The sequence below is a fragment of the Dactylosporangium sp. CA-233914 genome (genome assembly GCF_050942935.1).
GTDB lineage: Bacteria > Actinomycetota > Actinomycetes > Mycobacteriales > Micromonosporaceae > Dactylosporangium.
In genome coordinates this window covers 3721170-3740712 of sequence record NZ_CP192030.1, presented here as the reverse complement: position 1 = coordinate 3740712, position 19543 = coordinate 3721170, and the positions used below count along the sequence as shown (strand labels likewise).

Here is a 19543-nt window from a genome sequence, read left to right as displayed (position 1 = left end):
ACGACGCCCTCCGCCGAGTTTGTGGATCTACCACCCGTGAGCCGGCTCAGGTCCAGGCGGGTGCCGTGCCCGCGACCGTCATGACCAGCACGAGGTCGCGGACCTTGTCGGTGGCCAGGAGGTTGCGGACCAGCGGCGTGTCCTCCAGCTGAAGCTCCCAGACGCCGGCCGGCGGCGCGCCCAGGAGGGGTAGCCACGGGCTGCCGGCCGGGCGACGGGTGCCGATGATGCCGCCGACGGTGCCGACCGGGCCGGTGCCGGTCGTGTGGCCGTCGGGGGTGGTGTGCCGGGTCGCCGCGACCGTCAGCTCGTTCTCGGTGCCGTCCGCGCGCACCACGAACAGCGTGAGCTGGGCGACGGTGAGGCCGTCGATGTTCGGCGGGAAGTCGGCCTCGGTCAGCGGCAGCACCGCGCGCATCCGCGTCGCCGGATCCTCGACGGTGTCGGGGTTGCCCAGCTCGTACCAGACGTCCGGGAACTGGTCGCGAAGGCTGAAGGTGCGGTCACCCGTGAACGTCCGGTCGAGGGCTGGGATGACCCGCTGCCGGTACTGCTCGCTGCTCAACGCCGTGTACTCCAGCGTCAGCAGCACGTCGGCGATCGTGCGGTAGTCGAACGGGTTGGCCGCCCTCGGCAGGTCCAGCCGCCACACCGTGTCGACGCCCATGCCCTCGAACGGCAGCAGCAGGCCGGTGTCGGGCTCGAGATCGAAGAGCCCGGTGGCGTTGACCGGCGAGGTGAACGCGATCGACTCCGGGTCCCGCCGCAGGGTCACGGTCTGGAAGAGGCCGCGGGCGACGACCGCCCGGGAGACGCCCGACGCGGACAGGGTGGCCCGCACCCCGCGCACCGGCGGCACCAGCGCCAGCAGCGACACCTTGACCTGCTTGATGAGCCGGAGGTAATGGCCGGGGAACTCGCGGTCGAAGAGCTCCTGCGGCGTGGCGACGGTGAGCACGCCGCTCTGGCGGAACAGCTGCATCTCGCGGCCGAAGAGCTGCGCCATCGACAGGGTCTGCGTGAGGTGCAGCTTGCGCTTGTCGGTTTCGAAGGCGTACTGGTCGAGGCGGGTCAGGTCGGCGAGCAGGCGGGCCGCGCCGGTGAGGCCGCGCCGGTCGGTGGGGTCGCCAGAGCCGGTGGCCGGGTCGGGCGGGCCCTGCCAGTAGTCGTCCTGGACGAGGCCCCGGTTCGGCTCCTGGCGCTCGAAGGCGAGCTGGGCCTGGGCGAGCCGGCCGAGCGCGGTCGCCTGGCGCAGGAAGTAGCCGTACACCTGGTTGAGCACCCCGCTCATCCAGTCGAACAGCTCGGCGCTGGTGAACTTGGTGGCCAGGAAGTCGGCGGTGGCCGTGGCGTGCGCCAGTTGCAGGCCGGCGATCGCCCGCTCCTGCACCGCGATGGCCGCCTGGACGCCCGCCAGCGCCACCTGCTCGCGGCCGATCTCGACGTCCTTGACGGCGAGGCTCTGCTGCAGCTGCCATTCCTCGCGCTGGCGCTCGAAGCCGGCCTGCACCTGCTCGATCTGCGCGTCCAGGGACGCCGCCTGGGACAGGCCGGTGGCGATCGACCCGAGGCCGCCCAGGATGTTCGACGGGCTGCCGAGGATCGCGCCGAGGCCGCTCAGCGCGCCGCCGGCGGCGGCCAGGTCGCGGGCGGACTCCAGGTCGAACAGCTGCTGGCGCTCGTGCTCGTTCTGGCCGGCGGCGAGCAGCCGGCGGTAGTGCTCGGCCTGCACCGACGCCCGCTCGAACTGGGTGCCGGCCTGCTGCACGCCGAGGTCGGCCGCGCTCACCTTGAGGTCGTTCTCGCTGATCATCCCCCGGGCGACGGTCAGGTCGTGCCCCGCCTGCAGCAGCGAGTAGGCGCCGGCGTCGGCCTGCTCGGCCGCGGACAGGAACGCCGCCTCCAGCTGCTGGGCGATCGCGACGAGGTTGCGGGCCCGCTCGGCGATCACGGCGTACCGGTACTGGCTGGGCAGCGTGCTCTCGTCGTCGGCGGTGTCGGGCTGAGTGCCGGCGAGGTTGAGCCCGCGGTGGATCTTGTCGAGCCCGGTCTGTGCCTGGGCCTGCAGGGCGTCGCGGACCGGGTTGGCCGGGAACGGCACGCCCTGGCCCGTGACCGACGCGGCGTCCGCGGAGCGGATCAGCTCCAGCGCGGCCTCGTAGAGCCCCCGCGCCCGGGCGTTGGCGGCGGCGGTGTTGCGCACGAACTCGTTGTCGGCGTAGGCGAGCAGGCAGCGCACGATCGACATCACGGTGAAGTGGGTGTACGCGTCGGCGCGGTCGGTGGCGACCTGGTGCGGGTTGGACCCGTCGACCGGCCAGTTCGGCGAGCGGCCGTACGCCGACTGGATGGCCTGCTCGCGGGACATCCCGGGGAAGACGCGCCGCCGCGCGGGTGGCAGCTGGTAGGCGTAGGCGACCTGGTACCAGTCCAGCGCGCGGACGAATTCGCCCGCCTCGGTCAACGCCAGGCCCAGCGCGACCGGCACCAGCCAGTACAGCTCCCGGATCGCCTGGTCGGCGTCGGGGGTGATGCCGTACAGCGGCAGCAGCGTGGTCCGCAGGTCGTCGAGCTCCTGGTTGGTGTGCACCTCGCTGACCGGGGCCAGGTCGGTGATGGCCTTGCGCTGCACGTCGCTCAGGCCGGGCAGGCCGCGCACCACGTCGAGCATCCGGTCGCGGTTCTGCTGGGCCAGCAGCCGGGCGCGCTGGGCGGTGATCCGGGCGGCGCGCAGGTCGTGCAGGAAGGTGCCGTACGACCCGGTCGGGCGCAGGGTGAGCCCGTCGGGCACGTACAGGCCCGGGAAGAGATGGTTCTGCGGGTACGCGAACGAGGTGATCGCGGCGTACCAGGTCTGGTAGGCGCCGTACCAGGCGAACTTGGCGTCGAAGCGCTCCTCCTCGGCGATGCTCCACTCCTGGCCGCCGGTGACCACGGACAGCCGGCCGGAGCGCAGCGAGAGCAGCGCCTCCAGCAGCGTCTGCGCGGCGCTGTCGGCGCGGGTGGTGAGGATCGCCGAGTCCGCCACGAGGTCGATGCACAGCTCGCGGGACAGCCGCTCGGCGGTGGCCGCGGCCGGTTCCGGCGGCGACTGCTGGGAGCCGACGAAGGCCAGCAGCGCGTCGCGGGCGAGCGGGAGCACCGCCGCGTCGGCCGACTGGAGCATGGCCTCCTGCTCGTGGCCCAGCCGGTCGAGCTCGGCGCCGCGTACTGACAGCGTCCGCTGCCAGTCCAGGTGTACCCGCGGGTCGCCGCGCCAGATCGAGACCGGTTCGTCCGCGGCGCCGGGGGCGGCGGGCGGGTCGAGCAGGAACTGCTGCGGCTGCAGCACGATGTCGGCGGCCCGCTCCTCCTGCCGCCACTGGGCGAAGACGCGCCGCTTGCGCACCTGCACGAGGATGTCGCGGACGTCGCCCCACTCGGCGGTGAGCAGCCCGCCGGTGGCGAGCAGGGCCCGGGCGCCGGCCAGGTAGCGCAGCTCGGCGAGGTCGAGCTGCAGCGGCGCGAGCGCGCCGGTGACGTCCTCGCCGTGCGCGTCGCGGGCGGCGAGGTCGGCCAGGTCGACCGGCCCGATGTGGGTGGCGACGAGCTGGTCGAAGGTGGCGGGCGTCCGGTTGCCCTGGGCGACGGCCTGATCGATCTGGCCGGCCAGCGCGGCGACGAACGCCTGGCGGGCCGCCCACAGGTCGTAGCACGGGTCACCGGCCCGCGCGGTGGCGATGTTGCCGGCCCGGACGTGGTCGGGCTCGATGACCGGCACCGGCACCGCCTGGCTGTCGCGCTGGGCCACGTCCTCGGCCCGCCACCGCTGCCGTAGCGTCGCCTGCCGCCAGCCCTGCACCAGCGGCAGGGTGGTGATGTCCACGAACGGGTCGGTGTGCTGCATCGAGCGGAACCCGAACAGCTCCTCCAACTGGGCGTCGGTGATCTCCTCGGGGCTGATGGTCAGCTGGTCGAGGCGGCCGGCCTGCGAGCCGTCGAAGTCGATGCCGAGCCGCGCGGCCAGCGCCGCCCGCTGCGAGTGCTCGGCGATGCGGGCCTGGCGAAGCTCCACGGTGGACGTTCCCATCTCGCGGAGCAGGCTCTCGTACGCCGACCCGCGCAGCTGCTGGTCGGTGGCGGCCGGCAGCGGGGTCGTCAGGAAGCGGCGCAGCACCTCGACGGCGACGCGGCGCTGGTCAACCGGGGCGGTGGCGGCGGCGAACGCGGCGGCGTCCGGCATCCGGTCGTACGGCTGGCGGAAGCGGGCCGCCAGCAGGGCCCGGTCGAGGCCGCGGGTGCCGTCGGGGCCGGGCGGGCGGTTGCCGACCGAGACGTGCTGGGCGGCGAAGTCGGACAGCTCCCGCACGTAGATCGTCGGCCCGAACACGATCGACGGGTCGGTCTGCTCGAACGGCTCGTGGACCAGGATCGCGCCCGACTGGCTCGCGTGCCGCCCGCGGGTGTCGCCCGCCGTGATGGTGAACTGGTGGTCGCCGGCGGGCAGCGAGAACTGGGCCTGCCAGCTCGACCAGTCGCCGGACAGGTTGGTGGCCAGGCCGGACGGGCCGGGGCTGCCGGAGCTGGTCACGGCGTAGCGGACCTCGTTGATGCCGGACAGCGCGCCCGACGTGGTGCCGTGCACGGTGGCCACGAACGGCAGCACCGGCGGCGTCACCTCCGACGGGTAGTCGCGGACGATGGCCAGCTCCGGCGGCCGGGCCTCCACCTGGACGGTGACCTGCGCGGTGGCCGGCACGGCGGGGAACGTCTCGTGGCCCTGGTCGCGGATGTCCGTCCAGTCCGCGGTGCCGGTCGCCTTGATCACCACGGTGGCGCCGTCGGCGATGCTCGCCGGCACCGTCGCGCCGACCAGCTGCCAGATGCCGGTCTGGGAGATCGTCAGCGTGCCGCCGACCGGGTTGAGCCCGTTGAAGGTGATGCCGACCTGCGCCGAGCCTTTGGCCATGACCTGGGTCTTGCTCAGGGTGTCCGGGTCGAGGCCGACGCCGCCGCTGAGGCTGAGCGTGCGGGTCACCTGGGCACCGGGCGCGGGCGTGATGATGTTGATGACGACGTGCGGATCGGTCATGACAGCTCCCGTGATGTGAGGAGGTGGCCGGGCAGGTCAGTGGCGTTGGGCGTCGAGGTCGCGCTGGGCGTTCAGCGGGGAGCGCAGCAGGCCGCCGAAGCCGCCGTGCAGCACGAGCGCGGTGGGCATGCCGCCGGTCGGGACCGCCTTGGTCACCGTCCGGCAGTAGTCGCTGCTCATGCAGCGCACGACGTCGGTGACGACCGCCGCATAGTCGCCGCGGAAGGCGTGGGCGACGAACATGAAGAACTCGGCGATGTCGTCGTCGCCGTAGAAGTCGTTGTGGCGTTGCACCATGCCGGGCGGCGGGTCCGGCATGAACCGCTGGTTGCCCGGGCCCGGCGCGCCGGGCCCGGGTCCCCGCCCGCCTGCGCCGCCGCGCCCGCCGGGCGAGCGTTGCAGCGGGCCGGTGCCGCGACCGCCGCCCTCGCCGGTGCGGTCCGGTCCCCGGCGGAACGGGTTCCAGCCCCGGCCGCCCCCGCCCTTGCCGCCCCCGCCCCCGCCCTTGCCGCCCCCGCCCCCGCCCTTGCCGCCGCCGCCCTTGCCGCCCTTGCGCTGGGCGTTGCGCCGCTGCTCGGCGGCCTCCAGCGCGCGCTGGGTGGCCCGCCGGTGGTTCTCGGTGGCACGGTCCATGCGCGCCCTCAGCTCGTCGATCTCCGCCTGGACCTTGCCGGCGTCGGCCCGCGCCTCGCGCCAGCGGCGCTCCTGCGCGCGGTAGTTGCGCCTGTAGTCGGGGTCCTCGGGATTCCAGTCGCGCAGCTTGAGCTGCTCGCTGTTCGCCCGCTCCTCGGCGGCCATCAGCCGGTCGTGCAGGCCGTCGATCTTCGATTGGAAGTCGTTCAGGGCCTGGTTGAACTCGTCCAGGGCGGCGCCGACGGCGTCCCACTCGGAGGGTGCGGTGCCGAGCGGGTCGACCAGCGACGCCGGGTTCGACGCGCAGTACTCGTACTGGTTGATCCCGCCCGCGCCGCCGGCCGGGTCGGCCGCGGTCCACCGGCCCAGCCACGGCGCGTAGTAGCGGGCGCGGTGGTAGGTCAGCGAGCTCTCCTCGTCGCGCTCCTTGCCGGTGAAGCGGTACCGCTTACGCGCGTAGCTGCCGAAGCTGGTCTCGCCGTACGGGGTGTACTCCTCGCGATTGACGAGCGCGCCGGACCCGTCGACGAGCGCGACGCTGCTGGCGAGGTGGTCGGCGAGGTGAAACGCGACCTCGGGGCCCCGGTCGTCCGGGTGGGCCGGCCCGAGGCGGACCAGCGCGACCCGGGCCCGGTCGTCCATGAGATGGACGTGGTTGTTCGCCCCCGGCGCCGGGCCGGACCAGCGGTGGTGCTCGAAGAGCTCGTTGACGTAGTGCGTGACCTCGACCGCGCCGCCCTGCCGGCGGACCAGCTTCTTCACCCGCAGCCCGGCCGCGTCGTACAGGTAGTGCGCGTGCACCGACGGCTCAGCGCCCTTGGTCTGGGTCGCGTACGTCGCCAGCCGGTCGGCGTGGTTCCAGCCGTAGCGGCGGGTGCCCGACTCCGCGCGCAGGTTGCCGGCGGCGTCGAACTCGTACTCGAACGAGGTGAGGCCGACGGTCAGCCGCCGCAGCCGGTTGCCGCCGGCCTCGGGCGTGTAGTCGCGGGTGAAGCCGCCGGCGCTGCTGTGCACGAGGCGCAGGAGGCTGCCGACCGCGTCGTAGGTGTACGCCTCCCGGTAGGCCCGCGTGCGGGTGGGGTCGGCGCCGGCCGGCTGGTCCTGCCATGGCAGCGGCGCCGGTGCGGCCGCGGCCTCGCGCCCGGTGGCCGAGCGCAGCCGGTACGCCGGGTCGTAGCCGAACACGCGGTCCAGCGCGTCGGGGCCGCCCGTCGCCGGGCTGCCCGGCAGCCCGCTGCCCGGCGTGCGGTCGCGGACGGTCAGCACGTTGCCGACGAGGTCGTAGTCGTAGCCGAGGTCCTGCAGCACGCGGCCCTTGGCCGCGTACGTGGCGTCGGCGGTCTGCGAGAACTGCTCGCCGCGGACCCGGGTCAGCCGCAGCGTCAGCGGGTCGTGGGCGTAGCGGGTCATGGTGCCGTTGCCGTGGACGATCAGGGTGCGCCGGCCCCGCGCGTCGTACGCGATGCGCTCCACGTGGACGGTGCCGTCCAGGCTGATCCGGTCGAGCTCGCCGGAGCGGTTGTAGCCGGCGCTGATCCGGCCGCGCCGTCCGGTGACGTCGGCGGGCAGGGTGTGCACGGTCGGCCGGTCGAGGGCATCGTAGGCGGTGTCGCTGATGTACCCGGCCGGCTCCAGCAACGCGGCCTCCAGCTGCTCCTGCGTCTGCCCGGGCGCCGGGCGCCAGTCCACCACGAACATCGGCACGTCCCAGCCGCCCTTGGGCCCGTGCTCGTAGGTGGCCAGGAGCGGCCCGTCGGCGATCACGCGGCGGGTGGTTCGCAGCAGGTTGCCCTTCAGGTCGGCCGCCTCGACGGTGAGCAGGCCGGCCTCGTCGTACTTGCGGGCCGCGTGCCCGAGCAGGTTGCGCGCGCGGGCCTCCTCCCGCTCGGCCGGCGGCTGCTGGGCGGAGCCGCCGTCGCCGTACTCGGTACGTTCCCGGAGGGTGACCGGGCCCGCCGCGTCGTCGCGCGCCCAGGCCCGGCTCGGCCGCAGCAGCACGTCGAAGGCGGCCAGCGCCAGCGCGCCCTTGGCGTCGCGGGTCTCGAGCGGGTTGCCGGCCGCGTCGTGCACGGTGTCGCGGCGGCCGCCGTCGATGCCGTCCGCCCGCCAGCGGCGGCGGGCCAGGTCGTAGGCGTACCGGAACGCCTCGCGGCCGAGGGCGTCGGTGACCGACAGCAGGTTGCCCTGGATGTCGTAGGCGTACCGGGTGGTGAACACCTCGGCGGCGGTCGTGCCGTTGCGGACCACCGTGGCGACGGTGCGCCCCAGCGCGTCGACCTCCGCGCTCAACGGGGTGTTCCAGTGCTCGCCGAACGCCTCGGCGGTGCCGGGGTGGGTACGCCCGGCGTTGTCGTTGGCGTCGTAGTGGTAGCTCTCCCACGGCGTGGGCGTGTACCGGTCCGGGTCGGCGAGGTCGGCCGGGACGCCCGGGACGAGCCGGTCCTCGCTGCCGTCCGGGTTGACGGTGCGCACGAGCAGCCCGCGCGGGTCGTAGAACAGCGACGAGAACCGGTCGAGCCGGGCGGGGCCGGGCGGGGCGTAGTCGTAGCCGGTGTCGAAGAACGGCTCGTGGCGGCGCACCACCCGGCCCTTGTTGTCGTACACCTGCCACCCGCTGACCGCGACGTTGTCGGCGTCGGACGGTTCCCGGGTGCGCCCCACCGCCGCGCCCGGCGGCGCCGACCGGTCGGGCGACAGCACGCCCGCGCCGGAGTCCGGGTCGCCGAAGAGGGTGTCCTCGGCCTGGTCGCGGGTCTGCAGGACGCGCCGGAACCCGCCGGAGAACTCGACCGACACGATGGTGTCGTCGCGTTCCCGCGGCGGCGCGTCCGGGTCCGTGTCGTGGTGGACCCGCCGGACGGTGCGCACCGACTGGGGCGCACCGCGCTCGTCGAAGGCGAGCAGGTCGTACTCCATCCGGGTGCCCGGGGCCGCGGCGTCGCCGGTGCCGTCCTTGCCCCGCACGAACACGGCGGTCACCAGGCCGGCCGGTGAGTAGGCGACCTCGGTGGTGTTGCCGTTCGGGTCGCTCGACGAGCGCAGCCGCAGCACCCGGTAGTCGGGCACGCCGGTGCTCACCAGCCCGGCCGGGTCGGCCTCGCCGACGGCGAACAGGTCGTGCTCGTCGTAGGCGACGAGGGTGGTCGCGCCGAACGGGTCCTGCGAGGCGACCGGCAGCCCGCGCGGCGCGCGACCCGGCCGCGGGTCCTGCACGTCGTAGCGGTGCCGGGCGGTGACCGCGTAGAACCCGGCCGGCGAGCCGGGCACCTCGCCGGCGGCGTAGTGCCGGTAGCCGGCCAGGGGCGTCACGGCAGCGCGGAAGTCCTGCGGGTACTCCGGCGTCCAGGCGACGGCGCCCGGCCGCAGGTACGGCGGGCGCGGGCCGACCGCGAGCGGGTCGCCGGCGGGGTACAACGCGTCGAGGAACGCGTCGGTGAACGCCAGCGATTCGGTGCGCGACGGCAGCCCGTGCTCGCCGAGCGTGCCGAGCGGCAGGCCGGTGAACGCCTCGCCGTCGAAGTACGTGCGGGTGTCCGTGGTGATCCGCAGCGCCGGATCCTCCACGGTGGACTCCACCGCGAGGACGGAGCGCACCAGGTCGGGCACGGCGGGCCGGCCGTCGTTGAGCACCTCGAACGTCGCGCTGCGTGCGACCCGCTCGACCAGGTAGTGCCCGGCGTCGTCGCGGCGGGCGTACTCGGTCGTGCTCAGCGTGGCCAGATACGGCTCGCGGGCCCCCGGGTCGGCCTCGAGCGGCGCCCGCCCGCGCGGCACGGCCACGGTGACGTGCCGGGCGGGCAGGCCGTAGGCGTCGTGGCCGGCGGTGTACGCGAACTCGGTCATCGGCTCGTCGCCGCGCTCCCACCGCGTGCTGCGCTTGGCCAGCTCGAACGGGAAGAAGACCGGCGTGGCCGGCGTGGGACGGCCGGGCGACTCCTCCCGCACCCCGCTCAGCGTCTCGGTGACCGTGTAGGGCCGGTCGGCGCGGTCGCCGCCGTCCAGCGCGTACAGCTCGGTGCGCAGCGGCTGCCCCCGCAGCGCGCGCAGCGCGGCCCGCCGGGCCGGGCGTGGCAGGGCGGCCAGCATCGCGGTCATCGCGGCCGGGCGGGACAGCATCGGCCGGTCGCCGGGCCAGTACTCGCCGGCGAGGTCGAGCTCGGTCCAGTCACCGGCCTCCGCGGCGGCCACCGGGCCAAGGTGGAACCAGCTGCGGGTGAGCGTCGGCGGCGAGAAGTGCTCCGGGGGCACGGTGCCGGGCTCGAAGACCTCGCTGTCGTACCGCTCGACCAGGCCGAACCCGCGGAACTCGCGCTCCAGGCCGTCCCAGTAGCCGTGCCGGTACCGCAGCTCGGTGCTGAGCCGGCCGCCGGAGAACGCGTCGGTCGTCTCGGTGCCAGCCACGACGTGCACCGGGAACGGCAGCGTGGTCCGCCAGCGGGTGGCCGCGGCGGTCGCGTCGCGCAGGAAGTCCACGGTGGACGGCCGGTACCGGATCCGGGTCGTCACCCCTGTGTGGTTGTCGACGAGGTCCAGCAGGTGCGGCTTGGCGGCGCCGGTGAGGTCGAGGAACCACAGCTGCGGCCGGCCGCTGGAGTCCGCGCCGCGCTGGAAGAGCACGCCGGCGGTACCGGTGCCCAGCAGGTCGCCGAGCGCGACCGCGTCGGCGTCCACGAGGTCCGGGGTGCCGCCGACGACGACCGGCTGCTCGGCCCAGCCGGTGCCGAGCCGGTTGCCCCAGAGCAGGACCCGGCCGCGGTCGACGTACACCAGGTCGGCCGCGCCGTCGCCGTCCACGTCGCCGAGCAGGAGCCGGCGCGGGTCGTACCCGTCCGGCAGGCGTGGCGAGCGGTGCATGGTGACCGGCGCGCCCCACCGCCCGTGGCCGAGGTTCGGCCAGTAGGTGACGTTGCCGCTGCGCAGCAGCACGAGGTCGGGCAGGCCGTCGCCGGTCATGTCGGCGGTACGGACCCGCGGGTCGGCCAGGTCGAGCTCGGGCGCGCCGCCGCCGAACGTCGTGCGCCGCCAGGCCAGGCGCGGGTCGGCGTCGTTGAACCAGGCCTGCGGGGGCGAGCCGGAGCGCAGGATGTCGGTCAGGCCGTCGCCGTCGAGGTCGAGCAGCCGTACCGCCGGATCCGCGAGGTCCACCGCCGGCGCCTGGGCGTAGCGCTGGAAGGAGCGGCGGCTCCACCGCCCCGCGAACGTCATCGGGAAGTAGCCGGCCGGCGCCGCCGCCCCGGGCCGGCCCGCGACGCCGGCCGACACCAGCAGGTCCGCCCGGCCGTCCCCGTCGGCGTCCAGCAGGCGCACCCCGCGCCGCCGAGCGCGGCCGGCGGCGCCTCGTCCAGCGGCCGGGGCGCGGCGAACCGCCCGCCGCCGGTGTTGCGCCAGTACCGCTGCCGCGCGCCGAGCTCCACGAGGTCGGGCAGGCCGGCCCCGCGCAGGTCGACCAGGGCCACCGACGGGTCGGTCAGCGGGTCGAGCGGCAGCGCCGGGCCGGTGACCGGACGGAACCGGCGCCCCGCCGGGTCGAAGCCGGTGTAGCCGAACGTCAGCGGCGGCAGTTGCTCGGTGGCCGGCGCGCCCGCGGTGTCGTCGATCCCGGTCGCGGTCACGGAGGCGAGCAGCGACACGCCGTTGAACGCCGCCTGAGCGTAGTCCAGCCGGTATTCGCGGGAGAGCCGGGCGACGCCGTCGGCGGCGTGGCTGGTCACCCGGATCGTGCGGCAGCGCAGGGTGGTGCGGACCTCGAAGCCGGCCCGGTGCTCGGAGAACGGGTCGGGGCGCGGCTCGTACTCGAGGTCGACGGCGACCAGGAACCGGGGGTCGGCCGGGTCGCCGTAGTCGGCGTAGGAGATCCGCGCCAGCAGCGGCTGGTCCCAGCGATGGCCGGGCTCGTCGCCGCGGTCGCGCCGGTAGGCGTACGCGATCAGGTTGCCGACCGGATCGCGGGTCTCGGTGATCCGCCAGGCGAACACGCGGCCGGCGTCGGCCGGGTCGGCGACGACGGCCGGGTCCCGCCAGTCCGGCGCCGCGCCGGCCGGGCGCGGGGTGCCGTAGCGGTGGCGCAGCCCGTCCCGGCCGCGCACCTCCCAGTAGTCGCCGGTGGCGTCGCGCACGTGCTCGACGCGCGCGAACAGCCCCTCGGTCCGCGGCCGGTACGTCACCCGGCCCGGATAGCCGCCGGCCACCGGCACCAGATCCTCCGCGCCGGAGAGCAGGAACACGTCGGCGCGCTCCGCCACGGGATCGTCGACGTAGCGGGGCACCCCGTGGGAGGTCTTGCGGGCGACGCCGGGCACGCTGAGCTGCCAGCCGAGCCCGAACGGTCCGTTCGGGCTGCCGGTGCTGTACGCCAGCGCCAGCCGCGGCTGCAGGCCGGAGCGGCCCACCGGCACCTCGATCGGCACTGACAGGTTGCCGGTCCCGGTGAACGGGTCCGGGGAGAAGGTCTCGCCCAGCCCGCCGACCGCGCCGCCGCCCCTCGGCAGCGTGATCACCGATCCGCCCGCGGCCGGATCGGTCGTCGTCGCCTCGCTCATCCTGCCGCCTCGCCATCGGGTTGTGTTGCCGGGCACCGCGCTCACCCACTTGGTGTTCCAACCCGTTCCATCCGCCCCGCCAGCTCGCAAGTCCCGCCGGAAAAGCGTTCCTCCCCCGCCGACCAGGGCACTACTTGGCAGACGTCACCGAGCTACCAGGACCTGATCTGCGCCCATGCCCGGCGCACCGGCCGTCCCGACGGGCGCCACGAGCGGCTCACCGGCATCGACGGCCGGTTTGGGCCAGCCGTCGAGCAAGCGGGGTTGTCGATCGTCCTCGGGGCGAAGATCGGCGAGGTGCCGTACTCAGGTCAGAATGTGGCGATCGGGTTGACCGGGCTGCCGGACGTACCGGCGAAGCGGACCGGCGCGACTGCGAGGTGGAAGTCCCACTGGCCGAGTTCGGCAGCCGTCGTCGCGCACGCCTCCAGGTCGCAGTTGTCGAGCAGCCACAGACCCATCGCGACGAGGCTCACGGCGTGAACCGGCATCAACACGTCTTCGTACCCCGACGGCTGAACGTCCTGGGGGGGTGTCAGCGCCGATCAGCGCGACCTCCCGTTCTTGCAGCCACGGCAGGCAGGACGCGTGCCAGCCGGCCTGCGTGAAACCGCTGGCCTCACCGGCCTCGTGCCGGACGCGGCCAAAGCCGGTCCGCAGCAGTACCGCATCGCCGGATCGCACCCGCACACCCTGGCGACGCTCGGCCTCCTCGAGATCGTCGGGAAACACACCCTGCCCCGGCTCCAACCACGGCACATCGCGGACCCTCGCGATGTCCAGCAAGACACCACGCGTGATGATCCCGTTCGCCGCCGCCGTGACGGCCGCCCACGCCGATCCCGTTGCGGCGTCGACCAACGAGTGCGACCGCCCGTTGTACATCGTGCCGTCCCAGAAGATGTGGCACGGCGAGTCGACATGGGTGACAGTGTTGCCGTGGAACGTGATGCCGAGCCGCTCGGACGAAAAGCCCCAGCGCCGATCGGCGTGGAATCCGGGCACCGGCATGTTCTCGGCACCCGGCATGTCGGCGGCGCACGGGCACGTCGTCGTCGACCGCTCCATCTCTTCCGGTACGGCAACCTCCCATGCGCACGACACGCTCCTGCCGTGGCGCACGGCCCGCGCCGCCGCCAGCCGGACGTCGTCGGTAATGTGGTTCAGAGTCCCGAGCTGGTCGTCGTCGCCCCACCGTCCCCAGTTCGACAGCGTGTTGAAGTACCCGAGCACGTCGTCCTGTGTGGGCATCGGTCGCTCTGCCGTCATCCCAGCATCGACTCCTCCGATCACGCGGTTCGAGACACCGCAGGTAGGGTATCCGGCCGGCGCCGCGATCACCCGAGGTGCGCACTTTCGAGGCCGCGCAAAAGGTCAAGATCATGGGCGGGGCGCTTGTCCCATCGGTACAGGGTCCACGCCTGCCGGATCAGGCTACGTAGCGTGATGATGGTGTCGACGAGGTGAAGGAACGCGTTGATGACGTGTGCTGTGCGTTGGTAGCAGCGTTGCAGGCGGTTGGGGGTGTTGTGTGAGGAGTTCGTCCGCTCGACGTGCCATCTCCGGCTCGCCTGGATGGGTGCTTTGTCGCCTTGCTGGGCGATTTCACCGTCCAGGGTTCGGGCAGCCGGAACCTTGTGGGTGACCGCCGAGTCGTCGCCGGCGTCCAGATGCACCGTCACCTGCTCGGGCAGCGGACCGGACGCGTCCGGTGCGTCGGGGGTTGGCCCCAGCGGCAGTGGTGGATCGTGTCGGTTCGCGCTGGCCGGGACCCGATCCTGAGGGATCCCTGTACCCTCGACCGTGCTGGAGCGTTTTATCCCATGTTTGCCCCGGTCGGCTGGGGGCCGGCCGGGGACCTCACCGCCGCCAGGAGCTTTGGCGATGCATCCATCCACGGCGATGTTCTCCAGGACCAGGCCGACAATCCGGTCGTAAGCCCTAAAACGATCATGTTGAGTTGTTTGAACACACCCAAAGCGATCCACTCATCACGCCGGTTCCGGATCGTCGTCGCCGAACAACTCCTGTCCGCGATCGACTCGTACGAACATCCGAACCGCAACACCTGCAACAACTTCTCGAACACCAACCGATCCGCACCCGCGGACGGTGACAGCCCAGCGGATGCAAGGGATGCACCACCGGCCATAAAATTAAGACGAGCGGAGCCGCAACGCACTGCTGCACCTTCTTGCACCAGCGCAGCTTCACGCCACCCATTGTGAGGGACACGGTCAACGCACGTGCCTCGTGCGTCGTCGTCGTTCTTGCGGCGCACGGAAATGCTGGCCGGTGGTCCGTTGGGATAGGGCTGGACGGATTTCGTGCGTGACATTTCCCGGGAACAGTTCTCATGTGCCGGCAGGCGCTGATGCTCGCCGGTATTGCTTCGCGGTGTCGCGTCGGCGGGCCGGCGCGGATTCTCGCGGGCGTGCCCGCGCCGCGCCGACGGGCTGGCGGGATGGCGCTGATGCGGTGGGTGCGGGTAGGCGCTGCAAGGCGGGGCCGGGTTGATCGGCACCATGCGTCGGGTGCCGCACTGCGGTGTGGTCGTCCGAGCCGGTATCGATCGCGGGACGGTCCGGGCTGCGCGGGCCCTTCGGCCGCTGGCGGTGCTTCGGCAGCTGGCGGTGCTTCGGCAGCTGGCGGTGCTTCGGCAGCTGGCGGTGCTTCGGCAGCTGGCGGTGCTTCCGCCGGTGGCGGTGCTTCCGCCGGTGGCGGTGCTTCCGCCGGTGGCGGTGCTTCCGCCGGTGGCGGTGCTTCCGCCGGTGGCGGTGCTTCCGCCGGTGGCGGTGCTTCCGCCGGTGGCGGTGCTTCCGCCGGTGGCGGTGCTTCCGCCGGTGGCGGTGCTTCCGCCGGTGGCGGTGCTTCCGCCGGTGGCGGTGCATCGGCAGCTGGCGGTGTTTCCGCCGGTGGCGGTGTTTCCGCCGGTGGCGGTGCATCGGCCGGTGGCGGTGCTTCGGCCGGTGGCGTGCCGAGGCCCTGTCCTTGGCCGGCGGTGCCGAGGTCCTGGCTGGGGCCTTGGTCGGCGGCCGCGCCGTGGCCGTGGCCGTGGCCATGCGCGGTGCCGGGGTTGTGGCTGGGCCATGCCGGGGTCGTGCGTGGCGCCGAAGCCGGGGCGAGGGTCGTGGCCGTGCGCGGCGCCGAAGCCGGGGCGAGGGTCGTGGCCGTGCGCGGCGCCGAAGCCGGGGCGAGGGTCGTGGCCGTGCGCGGCGCCGAAGCCGGGGCGAGGGTCGTGGCCGTGCGCGGCGCCGAAGCCGGGGCGAGGGTCGTGGCCGTGCGCGGCGCCGAAGCCGGGGCGAGGGTCGTGGCCGTGCGCGGCGCCGAAGCCGGGGCGAGGGTCGTGGCCGTGCGCGGCGCCGAAGCCGGGGCGAGGGTCGTGGCCGTGCGCGGCGCCGAAGCCGGGGCGAGGGTCGTGGCCGTGCGCGGCGCCGAAGCCGGGGCGAGGGTCGTGGCCGTGCGCGGCGCCGAAGCCGGGGCGAGGGTCGTGGCCGTGCGCGGCGCCGAAGCCGGGGCCGGGGCCGGGGCCGGGGCCGTGGCGGGAGCCGGGGTGGCTGGTTCGTTCACTGCGTCTTCCCGGCCGTCGGCAGCCACGCTTGCCGGCGGGGTGCTCGCGCGTATTCGGCGGAGTTTCTCGGCGTGTCGTTGAGCGAGACCCCACGCGCGATGCCGAGCATGTTCCCGACGGAACTCCTCATTCGCCACGGAATAACGACGCGACCTGGTCCGGTCACGCATGGCAGCCAATTCAGACTTGCAAAACAATTGCAGCTGCCCCATGCATTCATTCTCCCAGAATCCAGCCCGACCCGCCGCCCCGAACGGCCGACGGAAATGTCAAATGGTGCACGCACACGCCGCGGCGAGGCTTGCTACCCAACGCGACGGAGGCTGGATCGTCAGCCACGAACATGCCGAATACACGGGCACCCGATCACGGCCCCGGGTCACTGCGGCACTTCATCCCGGCGTCGTGGTGCTTGACGCAGAAATGCCGGACCGAAGGCAGACAACAAGACGGCTCGACAACACCGACGCCCCCGCCGTAGCGGGCCTCATCGAACGCTGCCCATGTGAGGTCAACAGATTGTCAGCCCGGCCCGGGAGGACATCGCCGTGGACGGATGCACCACCAAAGCTCCCGGCGGCGGTGAGGTCCCCGGCCGCCCCCGGCCAACCCGGGCAAACATGGGACAAAACGCCCCAACACGGTCGAGGGCACAGGGATCCCCCAGGACCGGGTCCCAGCCGGCGCGAACCGACACGATCCACCACTGCCGCTGGGACCAACCCCCGACACACCGGACGCGTTCGATCCGCTGCCCGAGCAGGTGACGGCGCATCTGGACACCGGCGACGACTCGGCGGTCACCCACGAGGTTCCGGCTGCCCGAACCCTGGACGGCGAAATCGCCCAGCAAGGGGACAAAGCGCCCATCCAGGCGAGCCGGAGATGGCACGTCGAGCGGACGAACTCCCTCGCACAACAGCTACCAACGCACAGCACGCGTCATCAACGCGTTCCTTCACCTCGCCGACACCATCATCACGCTACGTAGCCTGATCCGGCAGGTGTGGACCCTGTACCGGTGGGACAAGCGCCCCGCCCATGATCTTGACCTGTTTGCGCGGCCTCTAATTGAGCCAAGTCGGGTTACAGCACGCCTCAGACACGATGACGCTCGTCCCGTTGTTGGATGAGTTCCTCGACCGCGCTCGGCAGTGTCGATTCGAAGTCGATCAGCTTGGCCCAGGTCGGGGTCACGACGATGCGGACCATGCCGTCGTACAGCGAGCGGATTTCGGCCTCCCAGTCTACCCGTTGCTCGGGCGTCATCTGGTAGGCGCCGGTCTGTTTCAGATACTCGTCCGGGATGCCATCGACGACGTCCAGTTCGACCCGGCCCCGGATGAGTAGGATCTTGGGTGGGTGCACCTCGGTGTCGATCGTGAGGGCAACCGCCGGGTTCGCGCGCAGGGCCGGGAGCTTCGGGGCGTTCTTCGGGGTGCACATGACGATCTCGGAGCCGTTCCAGGTGAAGATGATCGGCACGTTGCGGGGGGTGCCGTCCTTCGCGACGTAGGCCAAGCGGGTCACATCGCGGCTCAACAGCTCCTGGCTCAGCGGTCGGTTCAGGATCTCGGTCAACTCGTCCGGATGCATCGTCATCATGCTTCTCCTTGTCGGCGATCAGTGAAATGCCGGTGGCCAGGTGGACCGCGAACATCGCCGGCAGCGGCAAGCCAGGCGGCTCGGTCAGCGTGGTCGCGGCGACCTGCGCGCACGACGCGCCGAACAGCGGGGCGAACTCCGGCGTGCCGAACAGTTCCCGGTACGTACGCATGTCAGGCAGTCTCGGCAACGCCGTCCCCATTCCGGTAAAGTTTCGCGTGGAGGCGAAACGTGGGCATCTGGCTGATCGACGCGGACGTGCTCGCCAGCAGCCGGTTCCGAATCTCGGCGCTGGCCGAGACCGTCGCGACGCTGGGCGTGCTCGCGGGGTCGTGGCCCCACCGCCCCGGCCAACTGGCCCGCCCGGCGCGGCAGCGGGCAGCGTTCCAAGCCCGCATGGCCGACGATCCGGTCGGCCGTGCGTTCCTGAAAGCCGCCCTGCTGCCGACCTGGCTGACCGACATCCTCTGCCCCCCGCCGGACGACGACGAGCACACCTTCGACGACGAGATGCAGCGCATCCGTACCGCGTCGCCCGCCGCGCTGCGCGCCGACCTGGCCGGCAACGACCCCACCCTGAACGTGCCGGACCTGCCGAGCCGGATATCCGCCGTCCTCGACTGGGTATGGGCCGAGACGGTCGAACCCGACTGGCAACGCCGCGAGCGGGCCTTCGAAGCGGACATCATCGCGCGGACCCGGCGACTGAGCACCAGCGGTTGGGCGTCCGCCCTCGACGACATGCGACCCGGGATGCGATGGCTGGGCGAGGGGCAGCTCCAGATCAACGCCTACGACTATCCACCGCTCGACCTGGCCAACGGGCAACTGCTGTTCATCCCCACCACCAGCGCACGCGGCTGGGCCGGCTGGCGTCGACCGCACCGCTACTCGGTGGTCTATCCATGCGCCGGGCTGCTCGCCGAGGGCCAGCCCACCGCACCAGGCGCTCTACGCCGCCTCATCGGCCCGGCACGCGCGACCCTGCTGAGCCTGCTGGACAACCCGATGAGCACCACCCAACTGGTATCGGTGACCGGATTCGCCATCGGCGCCGTAGGCAACCACCTCAGAATCCTGCTGGACGCGCAGCTCGTGCGCCGCCGCCGCGCCGGACGGTCAGTCCTCTACTACCGCACGCCCGACGGCGACCGCCTGATACGCGCCACCACCGACAACGACACACCACCAAGATGAACAGCCTGTCGCAGCGCCGAGAACCGAGCGATCAGGTGGATGCGGGCGTAGCGGATCCAGCGCGCCTCCGAGCGGAGGCCGAGCAGGACGTGGGCACGGCCAGGCAGACCAGTTCGAAGTCAAGAGGGTGTCGAGATCCTGCGTTCCGACATGATCATCAACACCCTCCCTTCATGCCCAGACATCGACTTCTGACTTCGGAACTACTCGTCTAGTAACCCGGGGCCCACAGAGCCCAGAGGTTGCCGCTACCCCCGGTAGCCGGGGAGCAGGAGTAGTAGTTCCAGAGCACACCGGTGTACGTCTGGCCGACGTGGTTGCACGCCTCAGCGCTGGGGTAGACGCCGTAGACGCCGGCGTTGGCCGGAGATGCGACGACGCCGCTGATGGCGGCCACTCCCGTGGCCACGACGGCAAGTCTGAACAGGGCTCGTTTCATAGCACTCCTCGGCTATTGGGCCAACTCTTAGGTAAATTAACAAATAGGCGTCGATACCTCAAGGACGTCTCAGATGGTCCCGTGGAGCCGGCAACGTCGTCCGCCCTCCGTCGCGGCCACTTCGGCCAGCGAACAGGATCTTGCGTCGGTTCACCTTCCAGCACACATCACACCGTCGACGATGACTTGGCCGCACTGCTTCGACCGGCGCGCCTCGGCGTGACCGACGCGCTCGCGTTGCTGGGGCTACTGTCCATGGCGACCCCGCTGCTGCACCGGCTGCCGGTGCACTCCGAGACCCTGCTGCGCCGGCACGCGACGATCTCCCGCTCCAGAACCGTTGTGGGATAACGGACGAAGGGCGCAGGATGCCCTTGGCCCACTCAAGCTTCTTGGTGAAGGCCTTATAGGCGTCGTACGCACGGTCGAGCGCCTTTACGACCTTGGGTGCCTTGAGGATCTTGCCCCAGAGGACGATGCCGATCAGC

At 72.5% G+C, this 19543-nt stretch carries 8 protein-coding genes and 2 pseudogenes; 3 read left to right on the top strand and 7 right to left on the bottom strand.

The annotated features are described in order from the left end of the window. Window positions 1-46: 46 nt before the first annotated feature. The 5 genes and pseudogenes from ACQPY0_RS17195 to ACQPY0_RS17175 form a co-directional block, all read right to left on the bottom strand. Complete coding sequence (locus ACQPY0_RS17195; RefSeq protein ID WP_432989906.1) at window positions 47-5071, bottom strand: hypothetical protein; 5025 nt, start codon at window positions 5069-5071, stop codon at window positions 47-49. A gap of 960 nt (window positions 5072-6031) precedes the next feature. Further along, window positions 6032-10657 (bottom strand): annotated as a pseudogene (locus ACQPY0_RS17190) (toxin TcdB middle/N-terminal domain-containing protein); the annotation flags it as partial. Between the two features lie 248 nt (window positions 10658-10905). Continuing rightward, entirely contained in the window at window positions 10906-12243 is a 1338-nt protein-coding gene (locus tag ACQPY0_RS17185) for a SpvB/TcaC N-terminal domain-containing protein (RefSeq protein ID WP_432989904.1), read from the bottom strand. A gap of 306 nt (window positions 12244-12549) precedes the next feature. Beyond that, window positions 12550-13512 (bottom strand): cyclase family protein, encoded by a 963-nt coding sequence (locus ACQPY0_RS17180; protein ID WP_432989902.1) that lies wholly within the window; start codon window positions 13510-13512, stop codon window positions 12550-12552. A 68-nt stretch (window positions 13513-13580) separates the two neighbouring features. Continuing rightward, window positions 13581-14466, bottom strand: a pseudogene (locus ACQPY0_RS17175) (transposase). An 877-nt stretch (window positions 14467-15343) separates the two neighbouring features. On the opposite strand from ACQPY0_RS17175, the gene ACQPY0_RS17170 reads away from it, so the two are divergent. Continuing rightward, window positions 15344-15895: a hypothetical protein gene (locus ACQPY0_RS17170; RefSeq protein WP_432989900.1), complete on the top strand. Its 552-nt coding sequence runs from the start codon at window positions 15344-15346 to the stop codon at window positions 15893-15895. 1017 nt (window positions 15896-16912) lie between these two features. Here the strand turns inward: ACQPY0_RS17170 and ACQPY0_RS17165 are convergent. Then, a complete protein-coding gene (locus ACQPY0_RS17165) occupies window positions 16913-17410 on the bottom strand; it encodes a pyridoxamine 5'-phosphate oxidase family protein (protein ID WP_432989898.1) in 498 nt (165 codons plus the stop codon). A 240-nt stretch (window positions 17411-17650) separates the two neighbouring features. Here ACQPY0_RS17165 and ACQPY0_RS17160 point away from each other — a divergent pair, with 240 nt between their 5' ends. Then, window positions 17651-18616 (top strand): helix-turn-helix domain-containing protein, encoded by a 966-nt coding sequence (locus ACQPY0_RS17160; RefSeq protein WP_432989895.1) that lies wholly within the window; start codon window positions 17651-17653, stop codon window positions 18614-18616. A 211-nt stretch (window positions 18617-18827) separates the two neighbouring features. On the opposite strand, the gene ACQPY0_RS17155 is transcribed toward ACQPY0_RS17160, so the two are convergent. Next, on the bottom strand, window positions 18828-19025 hold the full coding sequence (locus ACQPY0_RS17155; RefSeq protein ID WP_432989893.1) for a hypothetical protein: 198 nt from the start codon (window positions 19023-19025) through the stop codon (window positions 18828-18830). Between the two features lie 216 nt (window positions 19026-19241). Between ACQPY0_RS17155 and ACQPY0_RS17150 the strand changes: the two genes are divergently transcribed. Further along, a complete protein-coding gene (locus ACQPY0_RS17150; RefSeq protein ID WP_432989891.1) occupies window positions 19242-19406 on the top strand; it encodes a hypothetical protein in 165 nt (54 codons plus the stop codon). Window positions 19407-19543: the final 137 nt, after the last annotated feature.